The 14,911-nt window shown below is 44.5% G+C and carries 15 protein-coding genes; 9 read left to right on the top strand and 6 right to left on the bottom strand.

Going from position 1 to position 14,911, the window contains the following annotated elements; genetic code table 11:
* Nucleotides 1–97 precede the first annotated feature (97 nt).
* The 6 genes from NST56_RS05455 to NST56_RS05430 all read left to right on the top strand — a co-directional run bounded on the left by NST56_RS05455 (nucleotide 98) and on the right by NST56_RS05430 (nucleotide 4,212).
* Nucleotides 98–1,189, top strand: coding sequence for a YheC/YheD family protein (locus NST56_RS05455; protein ID WP_339180559.1), 1,092 nt, complete (start codon nucleotides 98–100; stop codon nucleotides 1,187–1,189).
* The gene (locus NST56_RS05450; RefSeq protein WP_339180557.1) at nucleotides 1,179–2,540 is read left to right on the top strand and encodes a YheC/YheD family protein; all 1,362 of its coding nucleotides are present in this window, start codon (nucleotides 1,179–1,181) and stop codon (nucleotides 2,538–2,540) included. The genes NST56_RS05455 and NST56_RS05450 overlap by 11 nt, the downstream gene beginning before the upstream one ends.
* Before the next feature lie 158 nt (nucleotides 2,541–2,698).
* A complete protein-coding gene (locus NST56_RS05445) occupies nucleotides 2,699–2,908 on the top strand; it encodes a YheE family protein (protein ID WP_010333572.1) in 210 nt (69 codons plus the stop codon).
* 210 nt (nucleotides 2,909–3,118) lie between these two features.
* Nucleotides 3,119–3,322, top strand: a complete 204-nt coding sequence (gene sspB, locus NST56_RS05440; RefSeq protein WP_010333571.1) for a beta type acid-soluble spore protein SspB — start codon at nucleotides 3,119–3,121, stop codon at nucleotides 3,320–3,322.
* A 106-nt stretch (nucleotides 3,323–3,428) separates the two neighbouring features.
* Nucleotides 3,429–3,554, top strand: a complete 126-nt coding sequence (locus NST56_RS05435; protein ID WP_081720765.1) for a hypothetical protein — start codon at nucleotides 3,429–3,431, stop codon at nucleotides 3,552–3,554.
* A 37-nt stretch (nucleotides 3,555–3,591) separates the two neighbouring features.
* On the top strand, nucleotides 3,592–4,212 hold the full coding sequence (locus NST56_RS05430) for an NAD(P)H-binding protein (protein ID WP_339180554.1): 621 nt from the start codon (nucleotides 3,592–3,594) through the stop codon (nucleotides 4,210–4,212).
* Nucleotides 4,213–4,257: 45 nt separating this feature from the next.
* Here NST56_RS05430 and NST56_RS05425 read toward each other — a convergent pair whose 3' ends face one another.
* Nucleotides 4,258–6,279 carry an ABC transporter ATP-binding protein gene (locus tag NST56_RS05425; protein ID WP_339180552.1) on the bottom strand — a complete coding sequence of 674 codons (2,022 nt, stop codon included), beginning with the start codon at nucleotides 6,277–6,279 and terminating at the stop codon, nucleotides 4,258–4,260.
* Entirely contained in the window at nucleotides 6,276–8,033 is a 1,758-nt protein-coding gene (locus NST56_RS05420; protein WP_268446633.1) for an ABC transporter ATP-binding protein, read from the bottom strand. Before NST56_RS05420 ends, NST56_RS05425 begins: the two co-directional genes overlap by 4 nt.
* Nucleotides 8,034–8,478: 445 nt before the next feature.
* Between NST56_RS05420 and NST56_RS05415 the strand changes: the two genes are divergently transcribed.
* Nucleotides 8,479–8,979 (top strand): universal stress protein, encoded by a 501-nt coding sequence (locus tag NST56_RS05415; RefSeq protein ID WP_339182092.1) that lies wholly within the window; start codon nucleotides 8,479–8,481, stop codon nucleotides 8,977–8,979.
* A gap of 125 nt (nucleotides 8,980–9,104) precedes the next feature.
* Nucleotides 9,105–10,466 carry a Na+/H+ antiporter NhaC gene (gene nhaC, locus NST56_RS05410; RefSeq protein ID WP_286058808.1) on the top strand — a complete coding sequence of 454 codons (1,362 nt, stop codon included), beginning with the start codon at nucleotides 9,105–9,107 and terminating at the stop codon, nucleotides 10,464–10,466.
* A gap of 37 nt (nucleotides 10,467–10,503) precedes the next feature.
* On the opposite strand, the gene dat is transcribed toward nhaC, so the two are convergent.
* Nucleotides 10,504–11,355 (bottom strand): D-amino-acid transaminase, encoded by an 852-nt coding sequence (dat, locus tag NST56_RS05405; protein ID WP_268447633.1) that lies wholly within the window; start codon nucleotides 11,353–11,355, stop codon nucleotides 10,504–10,506.
* A gap of 282 nt (nucleotides 11,356–11,637) precedes the next feature.
* Between dat and NST56_RS05400 the strand changes: the two genes are divergently transcribed.
* Nucleotides 11,638–12,486, top strand: a complete 849-nt coding sequence (locus NST56_RS05400; RefSeq protein WP_339180548.1) for a polysaccharide deacetylase family protein — start codon at nucleotides 11,638–11,640, stop codon at nucleotides 12,484–12,486.
* A 25-nt stretch (nucleotides 12,487–12,511) separates the two neighbouring features.
* On the opposite strand, the gene NST56_RS05395 is transcribed toward NST56_RS05400, so the two are convergent.
* From NST56_RS05395 to NST56_RS05385, 3 genes are all read right to left on the bottom strand, one after another.
* Nucleotides 12,512–13,255: an NAD-dependent protein deacylase gene (locus NST56_RS05395; RefSeq protein WP_339180546.1), complete on the bottom strand. Its 744-nt coding sequence runs from the start codon at nucleotides 13,253–13,255 to the stop codon at nucleotides 12,512–12,514.
* 82 nt (nucleotides 13,256–13,337) lie between these two features.
* Nucleotides 13,338–14,453: a small-conductance mechanosensitive channel protein MscY gene (mscY, locus tag NST56_RS05390; protein WP_339180544.1), complete on the bottom strand. Its 1,116-nt coding sequence runs from the start codon at nucleotides 14,451–14,453 to the stop codon at nucleotides 13,338–13,340.
* Nucleotides 14,454–14,603: 150 nt separating this feature from the next.
* Nucleotides 14,604–14,711 carry a YhdX family protein gene (locus tag NST56_RS05385; RefSeq protein WP_003224203.1) on the bottom strand — a complete coding sequence of 36 codons (108 nt, stop codon included), beginning with the start codon at nucleotides 14,709–14,711 and terminating at the stop codon, nucleotides 14,604–14,606.
* Between the last annotated feature and the right edge of the window lie 200 nt (nucleotides 14,712–14,911).

The raw sequence follows: 14,911 nt of genomic DNA, 5'->3' as shown, positions 1-14,911 counted from the left end.
TAAAGTAGACTACCGACAGCTGTGTTCCTGATGTTTTTTGAAGCGTTACGCTGCTGACACCCGCCGGCAGCTTTTTAATAAAAGGGGGAGTCTCACCATGATAACACTCGGTTTTATGTCCTTAACCCGCCAGCATGAGCAGGATTTTTCCGCAGAATTGGCCGTAAGAGCGCCCGAATTCGGCATACGTTTGATCCGCTTTACACCGTTTGACATTTTGCCCGACACCCTGCGTGTCAAAGCGCTGGTTTATCATCCAGCGAGCAGCAATTGGAACGAAACAGAACTTGCGATTCCCGATTATATTTATGACCGCTGTTTTTATGGGAAGGATTCACAATCCCAAAAAGCAAAGCCGATCGTTGAATGGCTCAAAAAATATCCGAAAACCGAATTTATCGGGCGGGGTCTTCCTGATAAATGGACGGTGCTTCAAGATTTGCAGGAGCATTCTGTGATCAATCCTTACATTCCAGAAACCATGAAGGTGAGCCGATTTGAACAAATCCATTCGTATTTATTGAAAGGAAAAGCCTGTATTTTAAAGCCGGCGTTCGGTGCTGGCGGCAGAGGCGTGATACTTCTGGAGTTTGGCAAAAAAAACATAACCGCCACCTACCATATCGGAAAGGATAAACAGACAAAATCCTTTTCTAACCAAGCTTCTTTTAAAACCTGGTGCAAAAAAGTGCTGCAGCACCAATATTTGATACAGCCTTATTTAAATATCCAAGATAAGGAGCAATACCCTTGTGATATTCGGCTATTTATGCAAAAAAATGAGGACGGTGAATGGCATACCGTTGGAAAGGCAGTGAGACGCGGATACAAAAATGGGCTGCTGGCCAATTTATCAGGCGGATCGGATACGCTTACATTTGATACATGGTTTGAAAATATTCCGAAAAAACAGCAGGTAGTTCTACTGGATGACGTATTCTCGATTACCCAATCGGTTCCTTATTATCTGGATGAGCGATACGGGCCGTTATTTGAACTTGGTCTGGATATATGCCTTGCGAAGGACGGGAGAATCTGGATCCTGGATATCAATTCTAAACCAGGCAGAAAATCAATACTTCATGTTTCCCCTGAGAAAAAAGAACATCTATTTACTTGTCCTCTTAAGCGGTGCAAATATCTATTTTCGCTGCAAAACCAGAAAGGAGTCCTTCCGCGTGAATCGTAAACGGTTTTTGATCGGCATAGACAAAAACAGTGAAAATACTCTGTTTCTGCCCTCCGCAATGAAGCAAGACGGCCTTTTGTCTGCCTCATTTGGAACGAAGGTTGTCAGATGCCATGTTACTTTCAGACGAAATCTCGAACAGACAGTGCTCCTCTCTGAAAATCTGTTTCACGAACTGTTGATACCGCACCGCAGCCGGGCTGATATTCTCATTCATGATCATTCAGTGCACATTGGTCCGTTAATCGGCATCTTCACCGCGGGGTTTACCGCCTCACTTGAGCGCCCTTTTAAGGATCGATCTCTCTTTTTTTCTAAACTGCTCACTTTGCATGAACAAACAGGAAGCTATTGCTTCGTGTTTGGCGCGCACCAAATCAATTGGCAGGAAGGGACGATTGAAGCGCTTCTGTATAGGGAAAACGGCTGGGAGAAACACATTGTCCCGCTGCCGAACGTCGTGTATGACCGTTTGCCAAACAGAAAAATCGAGAATTCAATTGTCTTGCAGAATACAAAAAACCGGCTGATCAATGAATATCAAATTCCATGGTTCAACAAAACATTTTTCAACAAATGGGATGTTCATCAATTGCTGGAAAAAGACCCAAGAACGGCTCCTTTTTTACCAAAATCAATCCTTCATCCTACTGTTGAGCAGATTGAAGAGCTGAGTGATTCATTCGGCAAGGTTTATATAAAACCGGCGGACGGAGCACTCGGCACCGGGATTTATCAGCTCGCCAAAACGGAATCCGGTTTGACTGTGAAACATACGAATGATGCTAAATCTTTTTCTTCAATCGACTATCCCGATGCTTCCGCATTTTTGGATGAATTTCAAAAACAGCATGATCCCGCTGTCTTTCTCGTTCAGCAAGGGGTACATTTAATTGAATTTGAGGGAAACCCAGCCGATTTCCGCGTTCATACAAATAAAAACGGGAAAGGGAAATGGACTGTGACTGCCATCGCAGTAAAAATTTCAGGAGAAAACAGCATTACAACACACCTATCCAATGGCGGGGAAGTGAAAACACTGGCCGAAGTATACGATGATCCGACGGAACGAATACGTGTCATTAAAAAGCTTTCTGCGGCGGCGCTGACCGCCAGCCAAGTGCTTCATGACCATATCGATGGGTTCGTTGGCGAGATTGGTTTTGATTTTGGCATTGATCAAAACGGTAAGGTATGGATGTTTGAAGCGAATTCACGTCCGGGCCGCAGTATTTTTTCTCATCCGAATCTGCAGTCTGTCGATTCTTTGACAAAACGAAGAAGCTTTGAATATGCGTCATATCTTTCGAAGATGGCGATTACCTCCCATGAATCGCTGTGGCCATCCTAATTTGCCCGCTTTATGTAAAAGCGGGCTTGAAGTTTATTCATCGCTGGGACAAGTCACATTATAAAGTCCCTTCAATGATGTTTTGCAACAATGATACAATGAATATAATTCGTTCGTATCCATGTCAATTGATATCAACTCAAGGAGCGTGGCCCCTGATGATTTCTCATTTCAGCTGGAAACCTTTGTTTCAAAAAGAAAAACTGCCCGGATGGACCATTTCGTTTTACTATAAAGGCACGCATTATGAAGGCATCTATCATAAAAACGGCGAGATTGAATGGGGAGGTTTGTATCCCGCCCGTGCTGATGAGCCTGCACTCAAAAACGAGGTACATGAATTGATGCTTTTTCATATTTACGATTAGCTTAGCCTGAACGGCTAAGCTTTTTTATGTTTCTCAAGATTTACCACTAAAATGCCCGCATGAGTTTCAGTCAAATCTAACATAATACGTAGTAACAAGCCGGCAAAGCATTGGGTTACGCCGAGACGGCAGTGACACCCGAGTCGGGTCCACAGACTGGTGCAACTCCAGTTAACCCAACCATATCAAATAAAAAAGGAGATTTTACACATGGCTAACCAAAACTCTTCAAATCAATTGCTAGTACCTGGCGCAGCTCAGGCTATCGACCAAATGAAACTTGAGATCGCTTCTGAATTCGGCGTTAACCTTGGAGCGGATACGACTTCCCGCGCTAACGGTTCTGTCGGAGGAGAAATCACAAAACGTTTAGTATCTTTCGCTCAGCAGAACATGGGCGGCCGCGTACAATAACAATTCAATAAATGGCTGACAGAAGGCGCGGTTTCCGCGCCTTCTTTATATTTGTCACCCTTTTTTCCTGCTCCACATATCCTAGAAAAAAAGGGAGGGAATCAGGGTGCCATTCATCGCGATTGTGAATTGGGAGCTGGTGCAGTTCGTAAGTATATCCATGATTAACGAATATGTTTCCCATCGTTCTGCATTCTTGTACAGGTATTCTTTCCCACGCTGTTCAAACTGAGTACATCCTTTTATAATGGGGGCGAGGAGGTTTTTTCATGAAAATTGCTTTATTTGGGGCAAGCGGCCGGGTAGGACAAGCCTTTTTAAAATTGGCAGGCAACGATGAACAACTTGATATTTACGCCTTGCTCAGGTCACCAAGTAATAAACTTGGCCTGCCGAAAGAACGGATCGTTATCGGGAATGCTCGCTGCCGGGAACATGTGAAAGAAATCATGAAAGATGCTCAGATCGTCATCAGCTGTCTCGGTACAGATGGCGATGATACGCTGTCAGCTGCCATGACACATATTCTTGCCATTATGCAGGAACAGCATATCCAACGGGTCATAACGATCGGCACCGCGGGCATTCTTAATTCACGGATTGAACCAGGAAAATACCGATTTGAAACAAATGAATCAAAACGAAAACTGACCCGCGCTGCCAAGGAGCATGCAAAGGTATATGAAATGCTCAAAGCTTCTTCCTTAGACTGGACCATTATCTGCCCCACATATCTTCCCGACGGAGAAGCAGCGGGTGAATACCGTGTAGAACGCAACGTCTTGCCGGTAGAAGGCAAAATGATCACTGTCGGCGACACTGCGGCTTTTCTGTATCACGAGCTTCTTACAGGAAACTATATCGGCTGCCGGGTAGGACTGGCTTATTAATGCGTACAAAAACCCAAAACATTGGATGTCTTGGGTTTTTGAAAGCTATGCAATGGAATGCTTCTGCCCTTTTTGCAGCTTATACATTTGATAATATTGCCCTTTTAATGCCATTAGTTCCTCATGATTCCCTTTCTCAACAATTTCGCCTTTTTCAAGCACTAAAATTTGATCCGCGTTTCTGATGGTTGAAAGCCGATGGGCAATGACAAATGTCGTGCGCCCTTGTTTCACTACATCCAGCGCCTTCTGGATCAGAGCCTCTGTCTCAGTATCAATATGCGCTGTTGCTTCATCCAAAATCAAAATGGCGGGATCGTACGCCAGAGCTCTTGCAAAGGAAATAAGCTGCCGCTCTCCCGATGATAGCGTGCTGCCTTTTTCAATGACAGGTTCGCTAATGCCTTTCGGAAGCTTTTCAAGTAGCGACTCAGCCCCGACTTGCCGCAGTGCTTCTATGATGTCTTCTTCTGAAATTCTTTCATCCTCCAGACTGACGTTAGAACCGATTGTTCCTGAAAATAAATAAGGGTCCTGAAGCACAATTCCCATATGGGATCTAAGTTCCTGCCTTGACATGCTGTAAATGCTTCTCCCATCGATGAGCACATCCCCTTTTTGCGCATCATAAAAGCGGAAGAGGATATTCAAAATCGAGCTCTTGCCTGATCCGGTATGGCCGACAAGCGCTACAGTTTCGTCTTGTTGTGCTGTAAAGGAAATGTGTTTCAAAACATTTTCTCCTTCTTGATAAGCAAATGATACGTCTCGAAATTCAACCCGCCCCAGCGCGCGCTCCTTCGCCGGTTCACCCGCTTCTTCCGTTTCCTTTTCTTCAAGCAGTTCAAAAACACGCCCGGCGGACACCCGCGCCAGTTCCAGTTTAGAAAACTGATTGACGATACCTGTAATCGGCTGGAATAAGCGGTTTAAGTAATCCACAAACGCGTATAGCACACCGATGGAAACAATTCCTGCCGCGTTTAGGCTTGCGCCGCCAAAATGCCAGATCAGACAAACAAACGCAAGGTTGCGGATCACATTCACAAGGTTGTGTGACATTAAAGAGTTTAAATTCAGCATCCTGTTCTGATAGTAATAATGAGATTCATTTAATTCCTCAAACTCTCTCATTGTTTCTTTTTGATGGCGAAAAGCTTGAATGATTGGCATCCCTTGAATGGACTCATTCATTTTTGCATTAATGTCACTATTGATCGAACGGATTTGATGATTATAGTAGGAAGCGTATTTCCGGTAGATAATCGACCACAGCCAGATGATCGGCACAATCGCCAAGCATAAAAACGCGAGCTTTACATCCAGCAGGAACAACGCCGTAAATATCCCGATCATATATATGCCGCTTGTCACAAACGTCGATAGCACTGTCACATATAAATCTCTGATTGCCTCGGTATCATTTGTAATTCTTGCGACTACTTTGCCCGCGGGAAGATTATCAAAATAACGGATCGGCAGTTTCTGAATGCGGGAAAACACATCCTGTCTCATCTTTTGAATAATGCGGTTGGCACTCATCTGCAATAAATAATGCTGCCCATATTGGAAAAATACCGAGAAGACAAGCAAACCGGCATACAGAAAAATGAGAAACGTCATCCCCTTCATTTCCGGCTTATAGAACTGAAAAATCTCCTGCTTTGTCAGCTGTTCAGCAGGATACGTCCGGCTTTCGTTCCCATTAGTGATCGTCAGCTTTCCGTCAGAAACCGTTCTGTTCCCGTCATAGCTGACAGCCTGATCAACGAAATAAAACGCCATTCCCACTTGATAAATATGGACTTCTTTCTCTTTAGCAGCCGATTCCTGCATCCGGTCCTCCCTGACGTAGGAAGTGCCGTTAAATCCAACTGCATTTTTATCTTTTTCTGAGACCTCATACCATGTTTTTTCAATGCCGAGAATGTGGTCGTCAATCATTTTTTTGCCGATAAACGGTCCGGTCAGCTCTGCCCCGACTGCAATCGCAAGCAACAGGACGGCAGTGATGAGCAATTTTTTATATAGGAGTGCGTATCTCCATAAGGTTTTTCCTGTCTTCATGCCCCTGCTCCCCCTTCTTCCGCATTGAACAGCTGCTGCCTTTCGTATTGTTCCCGATACCATCCGTTATTGGCCATCAGCTCTTGATGTGTGCCTCTCTCAGAAATCACGCCGCCGTCCATCACAAGGATGAGATCGGCATGCTCCACAGCGGATAAACGGTGCGTCAGAATAAATGTCGTTTTCTCTTGGCGGTTTTTCCTGATATTGCTGATAATGGCCGCCTCCGTTTTCGCATCTACAGCGGAAAGAGAATCATCCAGGATTAAAATCTCCGGATTCGCCATCAGCGCCCTCGCGATTGAAATTCTTTGTTTTTGCCCTCCAGAGAGTGCGACACCTTTTTCACCCACCATTGTCTCCAGACCGGCCGGAAGCATTTGCAAGTCTTTTTCAAAATGAGCTTCTGAAACAGCCTTCTTTACCTCAGCATCACTTGCGTCAAGCTTTCCGTACAAGATGTTTTCTTTTACAGACCGTGAAAACAGTAAATGATCCTGTGGCACATATCCAATCCACCCGCGGAGCCGATCAAGAGGAATCTGCTCAATCGGCACACCTGAACATGTAATGCTCCCTTCACCGGCTGGATACTGGCGCAAAAGCTGCTTAATGATCGTCGTTTTCCCGCTCCCAGTTTTACCGGCAATCCCGACAGTCTGCCCTTTTCGCACGGTAAAAGAAATATCCTGAATATTTACATTTGTTGAGCTTGGATATGTAAAGCTGACATGGCTGAAAACGATGTCTCCAGGCTCTTTTAGATCAGACGGCCGCTTGGGATCTGTCACGTCCGGTTCATAAGAAAGGGTTTCATTTACCCGATCTAAGGACGCGTTGCCGCGCTGCATCACATTAATTAATTCACCGATCGCAAACATCGGCCAAATCATCATGCCCAAATAGACATTAAAGGAAACAAGCTCACCCAGCGTCAGCTCATTGCGGAAAACAAGAAACGCTCCATACCCCAGCCCAATCAGATAGCTGGCGCCGACAAGCAGCTTAACAGTCGGCTCAAACAGAGAATCGATAAAGGCTACCTTCATATTCTTCCGGTACACATCGGCCGTCATTTCATTAAAACGGCGTTCATCATTCGTTTCCTGCACATAAGCGCGAATCACTCTCACACCCGAGACCGATTCGAGCACCCTGTCATTCAGCGCTCCGAATGAATGTTGTGCCTCTGTAAACCTTTCATGAATTTTACTTCCGTATATGCTGATCGCAACAGCCATAATGGGAAGCGGTAGTATGGCTGCAAGCGTCAGCTTCCAGCTGATCAAAAATCCCATCGTCAAAAAGATCGTCATCATAAACATCGTGGAGTCGACTAATGTCAAAATGCCAAACCCCGTCGTTAAACTGACAGCCTGGAGATCATTTGTCCCCCGCGCCATTAAATCTCCTGTTCTGTATTTTTCATAAAACGGAGGCGCCATTTTCAGCAAATGACCCATCAGCTTAGAGCGGAGAATTTTCTCCATCACATTCGCTCCGCCGAACAGCTGGTGCATCCAAAAATAAGACATGATATACACCACCGCCGTCAAACCTAAAAATACGCTGACATAAAACAGCAGCCCGCCTGAGGTAAACTCCCCCGATTTCATATCGTCGATGGCGTTTCCCAACAGTTTAGGCGGGAACATCTCAAGTACATTTACACATAATAAAAGCACAATCGCAATCGTATAGCGTAGCCAGTAGGCTTTAAAAAACCAGCCCAGCTTTTTCAATACTGAAAACATCCATCCCCATCTCCTTTATCTCGTCAGCCGCCTTCTATTTTTTCCTTGCAGCTCTTTTCGTTCAGTTTGTCATAACCAATCCTTGCCTCTGTATTTGTCTTCACATCCGATACACCTGTCTTTCTTAAGATTTTGTATATAAAAAAGGCATGAAGCGTCAGCTCCATGCCTTTTGTTATCGATTATGATGTACAGAGCGCTTTTCGGCGCGCGGATTAACCCAAATCAAAAAAAACAGAATAAGGGTTTGCCGCGCCAATATGAAACTGTTCTGTAAGACATATCATTCCTTGGCATAGCAAACCCTCCATTCATTCTGATTTTTCACTCTTTTTTCATAATATAAACAAAACCTTTTTTTGTCAATCATTACTACCGAGAAAAAGATTAAATAGATTTTATTTCGGGTATTGTATTGTACGACGTTTTTGAAAGGGTGAGAATGATGTTTCATGCTGACCGTATTATTGTTGCGTTTGACGGAAGTGAAAACAGTAAGAAAGCGCTTCAGACAGCCATTGATCTTGCGAAAACGGTAAATGCAGCCATTACAGTCGCCCATTCACATGATATGAAAGACAACCAGACCATCATCGACCCGCCGAGGCCCGCAGCAGGGGCAAGCTATATTGGCGGAGGCATGACAAGTGTTCCTGATCCGCTGATATCAGATGTTGCGCCACCGGAGCCAATGATTTATGAAGACCGTATGGAAGAAGTCATCGCCGAAGCCAGAATGATGCTGAATGATCAGCTGACAGAGGGAGATATCGATATATTAGAAGGTGACCCGGCTGAATCAATTATCGAGCATGCCAACCGGGTTTCAGCCGATCTGATTGTAACCGGAAGCAGAGACCAAAACAGACTGAGGAAACTTTTGTTTGGGAGTGTAAGTGAAAAGCTTTCGGCGAAATCAGACATACCGGTTCTGATCGTAAAGTGAGCACGCCATGTGCTCGCTTTTTTAAATTCATAATTGTGAAAAAACACGGATTTTCGTTTTTTTCTGATATAATGCTTTCGTGCCCAAAAGCACAAAAGCATTAAAGAAAATGGTGGGGTGTTGTTTTGGATTCTCAAAAAAAGCTGACGTTTCCGTTAGCCGTCGGTTTATTTATATTCATGTTAGGAGTCATTATCTCCTGCTTATTTTTTCTTCATACAGAACCGCATATCCCGCTGTTCCTATGCGTTGTCCTGCTTTCAGCAGCCGGTTTATGGTACGGTTTTTCCTGGAACAGCCTTGAAAAAGGAATTGTAAACGGGATTAAAAATGGTGTACAGCCGATTATCGTTCTGGCGCTGATCGGTATCTTAATCGGCGCTTGGATGTACAGCGGCGCCATACCGTCCGTTACTGTTTATGCATTGTCCTTTATTGAACCGAGCCACCTTCTTTTGACTGCTTTGTTTTCCTGCATGATCATCAGCACACTTGTCGGCTCAAGCCTGACAACAGTAAGTACAATTGGCGTGGCACTGATCGGCGTGGCAAGCGCGGCAGGTGTTCCGCTCGAATGGACGGCAGGGGCAGTCATTTGCGGAGCCTGCTTTGGTGATAAAATGTCACCGATGTCGGATACAACAAATTTTGCTGCGGGTATAGGCGAAATATCGATCTTTGAACACATTCGCCACATGATGGGCACAACCATTCCCGCCTTGCTGATCACTGTTGTCCTTTTTTACTTTCTTGGTTTATCAGTCTCAGCGGACGCTGCTTCAACAGATGATATTGCACACGTTATTGCCGGAATAAAAGATGCAGCAAATGTCACACCGTGGGCGCTTCTTTCTCCGCTCTTAGTTGTTTTGCTGGCGATTAAGCGCGTGTCCGTTATTCCCGTTCTGACTGCGGGTATTATTTCCTCGGGAATTTTGACAGCCATTTTCGTTCCCGACAGCAGCATTCAGGCTTTTATGTCAGCCCTGCAAAATGGCACCATGTTCGAAACTGACAATGAGGCAGCCGCTAAAATCATCAACAGAGGCGGACTGCAATCCATGATGGGCTCAGTTTCTCTTATTATGATCGCTTTTGCACTCGGCGGTTTAATGGAGAAAATCGGCCTGATCTCCGCACTATTGGAGGGTGTGATGAAAGGAATCCGTTCAAAGGGCAGTCTCATTGCAGCAACTGTCTGCTCAAGTATCGGTGTCAATCTTGCAACAGGCGAACAGTACTTATCTATATTAATACCAGGACAATCTTTTAAGTCTTTATATGACAAACAAAACATTCAGCGGAAGTTTTTATCAAGATCATTAGAGGACGGCGGAACCTTAATTAATCCATTGATCCCTTGGGGCGTCAGCGGGGCTTTTATGGCAACCGCGCTTGGTGTTCCCGTCATTGATTATATCCCATTTGCATTCTTCCTCTATATATCCCCGATGATCTCGATTCTAGTTGGATATGTAAAAAAATAAAAAGAGCGCCGCTTGCAAAGCGGGCTCTTTTTTATCATTAAAATGATACGCGGGCTGCCTGCTGAATGCATTCTTGAAAAGCCGCCTGCAGCTGTTTTGTCACCGGTCCGGGCACTCCGCTTCCAACTGATTTTCCATCAAGCGTCACAACCGGAATAATTTCTGCCGTCGTGGAAGAAATAAAGATTTCGTCCGCCTGTCTCAGCTCTTCCTCAGTAACGGGCTTCTCATCAAGCTCTATGCCGTTCTTTACAATGAGATCCAAAATATTCTTTCGTGTAATCCCATTGAGAATCATTCGGTTAGCCGGATGCGTCCGCACCGTACCGTTTAAAACGGCATAAACATTAGAAGATGTACCTTCTGTAACAATTCCGTCTCTTATTAAAATGCCTTCAAATGCTCCCGCTTCATAAGCTTTCTGTTTTGCCATCACATTATACAGTAAATTCAGACTTTTAATATCGCATCTCAGCCAGCGAAGATCCTCATCCGTGATGGCAGAAACGCCATATGCCTGCTCCTGTTCCGGCTTTTTAACAGAAAATGTATAGGCAGTCGTCTGCGGCTCAAGCCCCGCTTCATATTGGTGTTTTCGCGGAGCAACCCCTCTGGTGGTTTGAATGTAAACCGCTCCGTCGCTGACCGCATTTTCCTGCACAAGCTTTTGCAGGTCCCACTCTAAATCTTCTAAACTGAACGGCAGTGAAATTCCGATCTCAGCCGCGCTTCTGAATAAACGCTCCGCATGCTCGCGTAAGCCGAATAATATTCCTTTATACACCCTGATAACCTCGTAGATTCCGTCTCCAAACTGATAACCGCGATCTTCCACATCAATGGATGCCTCGTTCCGCTCCACCAGCTGGCCATTAACTAAAATCTTCATATAAGCCCTCCCTTTTTCGTATTTATCATGATGTCTAATCAAGCTGTCATTGTCACTCATTCTACCATATCAAACCAGCTGAAAAACAGAAAGATCAAGAGCTCGATAGCTGGGAAGGAGATTATTTTTTCCTTAAAATCTGACATTTCGACATTTTTTCTATGTTCTTTCCAGTTTTATTCCTGTATACTTGACTCGTAATACATAGGTTGTAAACAATGGCACCTTCAGAGCTGCCAATACAGCGGTATGTAGAGATTTTATGCCACTGGAGAGATTGATATGCGACAAACGAGAGGAGACGCTTCTCCTTCTGCAGTTTCGCTTGCTTTTAAATTTGCAAGTTTAGCAGTTTTATGTGTGCTGCTTTTGTTTATGGTGATTTTAGGTTATTCCAACAGCTCCTCGAAAGCAAAAGAAATCACTGTCACAACAAACAGCCAGCTTCGTGATGAGAAGGAAAGCCTGAAGCTGAAAGACGACTCCCCAGGCCTGCTCATAAAACATTTGCAGACCGAACAGAATATGGGAGACAAAACGGTTTACTTAACATTCGATGATGGCCCATCAGCCTATACAAACCGCTTGCTGGACGTATTGAAAAGCGCCGATGTAAAGGCGACATTTTTTATGCTGTCACCGCGAATGAACGAATTCAAACACGCGGTTAAAAGGGCCGAAAATGAAGGGCATGCACTCGGCTTACACGGAGTCACGCATAATAACAAATTGTTTTATCAAACGCCGACATCGCCGCTAAAAGAAATGCAGCAGGCGCGTGACACACTGGAAAGCATTACAGGCTATCGCACCGATCTCGTCAGAACGCCCTACGGGAGCAAGCCGTCTCTTACAGATTCACAAATTCGCAATCTAGAAAAAGACGGTTTTGTATACTGGGATTGGACGATTGACAGCATGGACTGGAAATACCGCAACTCAACATACGTAGCAGAAGTACTGCAGCAGCTTGACAATATGGAACACAGCCATTCAAATCGGCCGTATGTGATTCTCATGCACGATCTTCCTGCTACAGTAAACGCACTGCCGGTGCTCATCCATAAACTGAAAGAAAAGGGCTATTCCTTCGGTGTGTTAAAAGACACAATGGTTCCTGTTCACGAATAAAAAAGTGAGGCGCTTATCTGCGGCCTCACTTTTTTATGCCCAAGCTCCGGGCAAACTCTCCGATTTTTTGATGGATGACGAAATCAAACAAACTGTCGCAGTACGTCGGCTCCAGGTTAATAATAGCTTTATTAATGCCTGGAATCCGGCTTGCATCCTCAGGCACAAATCTGGCGGGAGCAACTTCAAGAGACGTGCCGATTACCAATAATAGGTCGGCTTTATCCAGCTTTTCATAAAGCGTGTCAAAATGCAAAACGGCATCGCCAAACAGAACGACATCGGTTTTTAATACCGTTCCGCACACCTCACCGTCATGTCCGACCGCAGTACACTCCGGCACATCATGCTTCAGCAAATGAGGGAGATCATATCGGGCGCCGCATGAGAGACAGCTCGCTGTTTGGATAGAGCCATGCAATTCGTATACATGTCTGCTGCCGGCTTTTCTATGAAGGCCGTCAATGTTTTGTGTGAATATATCCACCTGCTTCCCTTGTTTCTCCAGTTCAGCCAAAAGCAAATGCCCTTCATTCGGTTCATAGCTCCCGCTCATCTTCATTTGAAACAATTCTTTGAACTTAGGCCAAAACAGACGCGGTTGGCTTAAAAAATAATCGAGGCTCATCGCCTCCATCCTTGAGGCATCCTCAGTCCAGATGCCACCGGCTGAGCGGAAATCGGGTATGCCTGATTCTGTGCTCATTCCCGCTCCGGTCAGCACGACAATTCGCTGTGCTTCATTCAGCATGTTTTTGAATGCTTCCAATTCAACACCGCCTTACAGTCATGTTTTCTCTTATTTTACCATGAAAAAGACTTCGCCTCTTTGCAGACGAAGTCTTTCTTTTTTATGCCCGTTCCTTTTCCTCTTTATTTAGATTCACTTGGAACGGATCGTTTTGGTGCTTTTGCTTTACAACAACCATTTGGCCGGGATATGCAAACTCGACACCCTCTGCGCCAAGGATTTCGATGATTTTATAGTTGATGTCCTCTCTAATATCGAGGTTTTCAGCCCAAACCGTTGTTTTTGTATAGAAGTTGAAAAATAAATTGTAATAGCTGTCGGCAAACGTATCAAAATTGACCATGATCGTTTCATTATGAACGCCCTCATGCTCTAAGAGCATTGTTCTGAGAGAACGAATAGAGCGTTCAAGGTTCTCAATTGGCGTAGCGTAGGATACATGAATGGAAAACGTAATCTGGCGCTTGGTCATTCTCGTCCAGTTCGTGATGGCTTCCATCGACAGCGTGGAATTTGGCACCGTTACTAGCGCACCCTGCGCTGTTCTGAATCTTGTGCTTCTGAAGGTAATATCCTCTACAGATCCTGTCACTGTCGCCGTTTCCACCCAATCACCGATTGTAAACGGTTTTTCAGTGATAATGATGATCCCGCCAAAGAAGTTGCTGATCGTGTCTTTCGCAGCTAGCGCAAAAGCCAATCCGCCAAGCCCAAGACCAGCCACAAACCCATTGACGTCATAATTAAATTCCTGGGCGATCACGCTCACACTGAGCGCTATAATGACAAAACGGAGCAGTTTAGACAAAAACGGCGCCAGAATGTCATCCATATCCAGTTCGAAGCGCTGATTCACTTTATGAAAAATAAAAGATGATGTAGCAGTCAAATTACAAAGCCCCCAGCACAACAGCGCTACAATCAGCGAGCGATGTATTTTGCTGATCAGCGGCATCTGCTCATCTAAAAACGGTGAATAACGGATCGCCAAAAACAGCCCTAAGGCAACAAAAAACCATCTGGCAGGCTTATCGAATGCCACAACCACCTGTTTAAAAATTTCAGTTTTCGGTTTGTTTGTCATATTAAAAAGCAAATTAAAGAGATATCTTGTAAACAATTTTCTTAGTATAAGAAACAACAGCAACATTGCCAAACTGATGCCGGTTTGAATGATTTTATCAAGCGTGAAATATTGCTGCAGATAATCTAGCATGGCAGTCTCCCCTCTATCCCAATCGAATGTTTATTATACTAAAACATTCGGCAAAATGCTCCTCTAAATGTCTTTATAACATACAAAACCCCGGCGGAGCGCCGGGGCAATTTCTCATTTTAACCATTCAGCCAGATTCAATAGGGACAGTCACTTACTTTTTTTCGTTTGTGTCTGATCAAGGAGAGTTGCTTTTTGCATTTCAGCATCTGTTTCGGCCTTAATTCTTTCCTCCACTCTGATTCTCCCTTTTCCCATGATCTCGCCTCCTTTTTTGCTATTATAAAGTAACAGAATATTTTGTGAATATGTCGAAAGCACTATTTTTCTGTAGAAGTATGCTTGGATACGATGGGTGTTCCTATTTCAGTTATACGTTGCGGTCAGCCTGGACTATTCAACTATGACAGAAAAAAATCACAAGTTGGTATCGCGGCGCATATATGGATTTGATACAA

Source organism: Bacillus sp. FSL R5-0560, from assembly GCF_037966305.1.
Taxonomy (GTDB): Bacteria; Bacillota; Bacilli; order Bacillales; family Bacillaceae; genus Bacillus; species Bacillus mojavensis.
This window is presented reverse-complemented; position numbering and strand designations above follow the sequence as displayed.

Excerpts from the sequence above, each read along its gene's own strand:
- NST56_RS05455 (WP_339180559.1), top strand. The coding sequence starts at position 98 with ATGATAACACTCGGTTTTATGTCCTTAACCCGCCAGCATGAGCAGGAT.
- NST56_RS05385 (WP_003224203.1), bottom strand. The coding sequence starts at position 14,711 with ATGGGAAAAGGGAGAATCAGAGTGGAGGAAAGAATTAAGGCCGAAACA.
- sspB (WP_010333571.1), top strand. The coding sequence starts at position 3,119 with ATGGCTAACCAAAACTCTTCAAATCAATTGCTAGTACCTGGCGCAGCT.
- NST56_RS05430 (WP_339180554.1), top strand. The coding sequence starts at position 3,592 with ATGAAAATTGCTTTATTTGGGGCAAGCGGCCGGGTAGGACAAGCCTTT.
- NST56_RS05400 (WP_339180548.1), top strand. The coding sequence starts at position 11,638 with ATGCGACAAACGAGAGGAGACGCTTCTCCTTCTGCAGTTTCGCTTGCT.
- NST56_RS05415 (WP_339182092.1), top strand. The coding sequence starts at position 8,479 with ATGTTTCATGCTGACCGTATTATTGTTGCGTTTGACGGAAGTGAAAAC.
- NST56_RS05445 (WP_010333572.1), top strand. The coding sequence starts at position 2,699 with ATGATTTCTCATTTCAGCTGGAAACCTTTGTTTCAAAAAGAAAAACTG.
- mscY (WP_339180544.1), bottom strand. The coding sequence starts at position 14,453 with ATGCTAGATTATCTGCAGCAATATTTCACGCTTGATAAAATCATTCAA.
- NST56_RS05420 (WP_268446633.1), bottom strand. The coding sequence starts at position 8,033 with ATGTTTTCAGTATTGAAAAAGCTGGGCTGGTTTTTTAAAGCCTACTGG.
- dat (WP_268447633.1), bottom strand. The coding sequence starts at position 11,355 with ATGAAGATTTTAGTTAATGGCCAGCTGGTGGAGCGGAACGAGGCATCC.
- NST56_RS05425 (WP_339180552.1), bottom strand. The coding sequence starts at position 6,279 with ATGAAGACAGGAAAAACCTTATGGAGATACGCACTCCTATATAAAAAA.